Below are 351 nucleotides of genomic sequence, written 5' to 3' on the forward strand. Positions count from 1 at the left end.
CCTTGCCAATCTGCTTTTAAATATTCAAACTCATTCAGGCTGGGTCTATACCGCCTTTATTATTGATGTGTTCTCACGAGCAATTGTTGGATGGAAAGTATCTACACGGATGAATACAGATATGGTGCTCGATGCATTGGAGCAAGCATTGCACGATCGAGGCATGCCAAAGAATGTGATTCATCATTCCGATAGAGGTGTTCAATATCTTTCTATTCGCTATACCAATCGTTTAGAAGCTGCAAATTTACGAGCATCAGTCGGTACGACTGGTGATTCATACGATAATGCTTTGGCTGAAACGGTGAATGGCTTATACAAAACAGAGGTGATTGAATATTTAAAAGCAGA

General features: G+C 40.2%; 1 protein-coding gene. It reads left to right on the forward strand.

Annotated elements, in window-relative coordinates; translation table 11 throughout:
• Positions 1 to 351: DDE-type integrase/transposase/recombinase (locus J582_RS0105675; protein ID WP_032049054.1), on the forward strand; the 351-nt coding region annotated here is incomplete at both ends.

Source organism: Acinetobacter sp. 1566109, from assembly GCF_000582255.1.
Lineage (GTDB): Bacteria > Pseudomonadota > Gammaproteobacteria > Pseudomonadales > Moraxellaceae > Acinetobacter > Acinetobacter nosocomialis.